This is a genomic window from Ideonella sp. B508-1, assembly GCF_000333615.1.
Taxonomy (GTDB): domain Bacteria; phylum Pseudomonadota; class Gammaproteobacteria; order Burkholderiales; family Burkholderiaceae_C; genus Ideonella.
The window spans coordinates 1-4,711 of sequence record NZ_BADL01000320.1 but is presented as its reverse complement, the minus strand read 5'-3'; the positions used below and the strand labels follow the sequence as shown (position 1 = coordinate 4,711).

The window sequence follows — 4,711 nt, the reverse complement described above, 5'->3', positions numbered from 1 at the left end:
CGGCCACGCAGGAAGGCAACTTCAAGGGCACCGAAGGCTTCGGCGCCATCCCCTTCGATGGCGTGGTGCTGGCGCACAGCAACGAGAGCGAGTGGAAGGCCTTCCGCAACAACAAGAACAACGAGGCCTTCCTGGACCGCATCTACATCGTCAAGGTGCCGTACTGCCTGCGCGTCTCCGAGGAGGTGAAGATCTACGAGAAGCTGCTCAAGAGCTCCTCGCTGGCCGGTGCCACCTGCGCCCCGGGCACCCTGAAGATGATGGCCCAGTTCGCGGTGCTCACCCGCCTGAAGGAGCCCGAGAACTCCAGCCTGTTCAGCAAGATGCAGGTCTACGACGGCGAGAACCTCAAGGACACCGACCCGCGCGCCAAGTCCATGCAGGAGTACCGCGACTACGCGGGCGTGGACGAGGGCATGGCCGGCATCTCCACCCGCTTCGCCTACAAGATCATCTCCAAGGTCTTCAACTTCGACAGCCAGGAGGTGGCCGCCAACCCGGTGCACCTGATGTACGTGCTGGAGCAGCAGATCGAGCGCTTGAGGCCCTGGGCTTCTTCCAGCGGGTTCAGGTCCTCGCGCTGGATGTTTTCGATCAGGGCCATCACGGCCGCGGCTTCGTCCGGCACGGCCTTGACCAGCACCGGCACCTCGGTCAGCCCGGCCAGCTGGGCAGCGCGGAAGCGGCGCTCGCCGGCGATGATCTCGTAGCGCCGCTGCACCGGATCGCCCACCGGACGCACCAAAATGGGTTGCATGATGCCCTGGCTCTTGATGCTCTCGGCCAGTTCATAGAGCGAGCCCTCGTCCATGCGGGTGCGCGGCTGGTACTTGCCGGCCTGCATCTGGGCGATCTTCAGGACACTGGGCGCGCCCTCACGCTCTGCGTCGCGCGCGGGGGCTTCGGTGACCTTGGGCCCCAACAGGGCCTCCAGCCCCATCCCGAGGCCCTTGGGTTTCTTGCTTGCCATGCGGCGCATTGTCCGCGATCGGCGGCCCGCGGCCATGCGGGCTGGCGCAAGCCGGCCGCGCGGCTCAGCTGATCATGTGGCGGGCCATGGCCTCGGCCACCGCCTGCACCCGGTTGCCCGCCCCCAGCTTGCGCATGATCTTGCGCAGGTGGTTCTTCACCGTCAGCGCACTGATGCCCAGCTGCTCGCCGATCTGGGCATTGCTGCGGGCCACCCGCATCGCGCGCAGCACCTCCAGCTCGCGCTCGGTCAGCACGCGGGGCCAGTCGGGGTCGCCCACCGACTGGCCCTCGCCTTCCTGCAAGGCCCGGGCGGCACTGAAGTGCAGGTGCGGCAGCCAGGTCTGCAGCCCCGCCAGGGTGGCCACGGCCTCCAGCACCTGGGTCTGGGGGCGGCCCAGGGCCACCAGCAAGGGCGGATGGATGCCGGCTGTGCCGTCCACGCCATGCACCACCAACTGGGCAAAGCCGGCGCCCTGCAGGGCCAAGCCTTCCGGCGCGTCCAATCGCTCCAGCGGCAGCAGCACAGGGCGGCGCCCCTCGTTCACCCAGACCTCCTGCAGCTGGCGCCACAGCAAGCCCTGGGGCGCATTGAGCGCCTCGATCAGGCCCTCCGCCAATGGCAGGCAGTTGAAGACCTCCACCCGGTGCTCGGCACCCGCACGCAGCCGGCCGATGCGGCACAGCATCAGCTCATGCGGCACGAAGCGGTGCAGGTGCAGGCGCAGCCACAGAAAGAACTGGTGCCGGTTGCGCACCGTGCCCGCCACCTCGGCGGCGCGCAGCAGGGCCTCGCCGTCGGGCGGGCCGGAAAGCGGTGTGGTCATGGTGGTCTGCCCGCTCCCGGCCTTCGACCGGGCGGCCCTCGCGTCTGGGAAAAGAGGGCCCAGGCTAGGCAGCGCCGGTGAAGCGCCGATGACAGAGGCGCCAGCCGCTCAGCCCACGGGCCGCCCCCCGGAGGTCATCAGCGCCTGCAGCCAGGCCCGCCCTTCGGGCCAGTCACCCAGGCCGGAATCGTGGTTCACATGGCCCCGCGCGCCGATCGACCGGCTGGGCACGCCCCATTGGTCGGCCAGCCAGCGGGCGCGCTCGGGCGTGCACCAGGGATCATCCTCGCTGTAGGCAGCCAAGGCGGGGAACGGCAGCCGGGGCAGGCGCATGGGCCGCCAGTTGAACAGCTGGGGCGGCACTTCCGGTCGGTCCAGATCGGGCGGCGCCACCAGCAGGGCCGCCGCCACCCGTCCCGCCTGCCGGCTGTGATCGACCCAGGCGGCGACCAGGTGGTTGCCCAGGCTGTGAGCCACCAGCACCACCGGCCGCTCGTCGGCCAGCACGGCCTCCTCCAGCTGGGCCATCCAGTCGCCCCGGCGCGGCCACAGCCAGTCGTGCTGGCGCACGCGTTCGTCGCCGTGCAGGGCTTCCCAGCGGGTCTGCCAGTGGCCTTCGCCGGAATCCTGCCAGCCCGGCAGCAACAGAATGCGTGGCGCGGATGAATGCGTTGACACCGTGGAGACCTGCGCTTGCCTTATGCTTCGGGGCCCCGATTCTGGCGCAGCCGCCGCATGCTGACGTCCAGGCAGAAGAGAAGGACCGCAGCATGACATTCAAGATCTACGTGGACGGCCAGGAAGGCACCACCGGCTTGCGCATCCACGAGGTGCTGGCCAGCCGCAGCGATGTGGAGGTGCTGCGCATCGACGCCGACAAGCGCAAGGACAGCGCCGAGCGCGCCCGCCTGCTCAATGCGGCGGATGTGGCCTTTCTGTGCCTGCCCGACGCCGCCTCGCGCGAGGCGGTGAGCCTGCTGAGCAACCCCGCCACCTGCGTGATCGACGCCAGCACCGCCCACCGCACCGTGCCGGGCTGGACCTTCGGCATGCCCGAGCTGGCCCCGGGCCAGCGCGACGCCATCCGCGCCAGCAAGCGCATCGCCAACCCCGGCTGCCACGCCAGCGCCTTCATCCTGCTGCTGCGGCCGCTGGTGGATGCGGGCCTGGTGCCGGCCGAGGCCGCCATCTCGGCCACTTCGCTGACCGGCTACTCCGGCGGCGGCAAGAAGATGATCGAGCAGTACGAGGCCGGCGGCGATCCGGCCCTGCAGGCGCCCCGGCCCTATGCCCTGGGCCTGGCCCACAAGCACCTGCCCGAGATGAAGGCCCACACCGGCCTGGCCCGGCCGCCGGTGTTCCTGCCGGTGGTGGGCCCGTTCTACAAAGGCTTGGCCGTGAGTGTGCCCTTGCATCGCTCGCAGCTGAAGGGTGGCGCCACGGCCGCCGACCTGCAGCAGGCCCTGGCCGCGCGCTACGCCGGCGAGCGTTTCGTGCGCGTCATGCCCCTGGCCGATCCGGACACCCTGGCCAACGGCTTCTTCGATGTACAGGCCTGCAACGACACCAACCGGGTGGACCTGTTCGTCTTTGCCAACGACGAGCAGGTGCTGCTGATGTCCCGCCTGGACAACCTGGGCAAGGGGGCCAGCGGCGCCGCTGTCCAGGCCATGAACGTGCACCTTGGGTTGAACGAAGGCGCAGGGCTCTGATCTGCGAGGTGAACGCCCCCTCATTCAGTAGATGGAATGGGGCAGGCATCCCTGGCCCGAAGAGCAGCCCCCCGATCCCACCATCCACGGTGAACCCAGGCACCCGTCTGGTCCGGGGTCTCGTTCGGCGGCAAGCTCGACAAGGACAAGCTGCTGACCTGCTGATTCCCCATGCGTCAGTCAGTGTCGATCTGCAAGGCCGAGACAGCTCTCCGGCCTGACCGTCCACCTCTCTCTGAACGATCCGCCAAACGACAACCCGGGCCCCGGACGAGAAGAACCACGCCACGCTGTTCTCCGCGGCGTCGGAGATCGCCCTGCGCCACGATGCCCTGCCCGGCTGGGCCCTGGCTGCGCATCCACCACCGCTCCGACATCTACGGCCTGGTGGCCCCCAGCCACGTCGGCTCCAACCATGTGGGCCTGCTGCTGACGCGCGATTTCCGACGGCCGAGCCGCCGCGCCTCAACCGGCGGCGGCATTCGCCGGCAGTTCGCCGGCCACCCGCGCCACCATCTCCTGGGCGAACTGCACAAAGGCCTGCGCCCCCTTGGAGGCCGGGTCGAACACCACGCCCGGCAGGCCGTAGCTGGGCGCCTCGGCCAGGCGCACGTTGCGGGGGATGACGGTGTCGAACACCTTGTCGCCGAAGTGGGCCTTGAGCTGGTCGCTGACCTGGGTCTGCAGCGTGATGCGGGGATCGAACATCACCCGCAACAGGCCGATGAGCTGCAGATCCCGGTTCAGGTTGGCATGCACCTGCTTGATCGTGTTGACCAGGTCGGTCAGACCTTCGAGTGCGAAGTACTCGCACTGCATCGGCACGATCACGCCATGGGCGCTGCACAGCCCGTTCAGCGTCAGCATGCTGAGGCTGGGCGGGCAATCGATCAGCACGAAGTCATAGTCTGCATCAACCGCCTTCAGCGCGGCGCGCAGGCGCTCATTGCGGCGCTCCAGGGCCACCAGCTCCACCTCGGCGCCGGAAAGCTCGCGGTTGGCGCCCAGCACGTCGTAGCCGCCCTTGTCCGAGCGGACCTTGGCTTCGGGGATGGAGGCGGTCTCCAGCAGCACGTCGTAGACGTTGTGGCCCAGGGTGCGCTTGTCCACGCCGGAGCCCATGGTCGCATTGCCCTGCGGGTCCAGGTCGACCAGCAGCACCCGCTGCCCGACGCTGGCCAGGCCCGCGGCCAGGTTCACACA

4 protein-coding genes and 2 pseudogenes are annotated in these 4,711 nt (G+C 69.2%); 2 read left to right on the top strand and 4 right to left on the bottom strand.

The genetic code is table 11. The annotated features are described in order from the left end of the window. Positions 1-539, top strand: a pseudogene (locus tag I73_RS13930) (PrkA family serine protein kinase); the annotation flags it as partial. Here the strand turns inward: I73_RS13930 and I73_RS31695 are convergent. The 3 genes and pseudogenes from I73_RS31695 to I73_RS13920 all read right to left on the bottom strand — a co-directional run. Further along, a pseudogene (locus I73_RS31695) lies at positions 530-970 on the bottom strand (ParB/RepB/Spo0J family partition protein); the annotation flags it as partial. The pseudogenes I73_RS13930 and I73_RS31695 sit on opposite strands and share 10 nt — an antisense overlap. 64 nt (positions 971-1,034) lie before the next feature. Then, positions 1,035-1,796 (bottom strand): LuxR C-terminal-related transcriptional regulator, encoded by a 762-nt coding sequence (locus tag I73_RS30950; RefSeq protein WP_022981170.1) that lies wholly within the window; start codon positions 1,794-1,796, stop codon positions 1,035-1,037. A gap of 108 nt (positions 1,797-1,904) precedes the next feature. Then, positions 1,905-2,474: an alpha/beta hydrolase gene (locus tag I73_RS13920; protein ID WP_022981169.1), complete on the bottom strand. Its 570-nt coding sequence runs from the start codon at positions 2,472-2,474 to the stop codon at positions 1,905-1,907. 92 nt (positions 2,475-2,566) lie between these two features. On the opposite strand from I73_RS13920, the gene argC reads away from it, so the two are divergent. Then, positions 2,567-3,508 carry an N-acetyl-gamma-glutamyl-phosphate reductase gene (gene argC / locus I73_RS13915; protein WP_022981168.1) on the top strand — a complete coding sequence of 314 codons (942 nt, stop codon included), beginning with the start codon at positions 2,567-2,569 and terminating at the stop codon, positions 3,506-3,508. Between the two features lie 465 nt (positions 3,509-3,973). Here argC and I73_RS27955 read toward each other — a convergent pair whose 3' ends face one another. Beyond that, the gene (locus I73_RS27955; protein WP_083876743.1) at positions 3,974-4,708 is read right to left on the bottom strand and encodes a ParA family protein; all 735 of its coding nucleotides are present in this window, start codon (positions 4,706-4,708) and stop codon (positions 3,974-3,976) included. Positions 4,709-4,711: the final 3 nt, after the last annotated feature.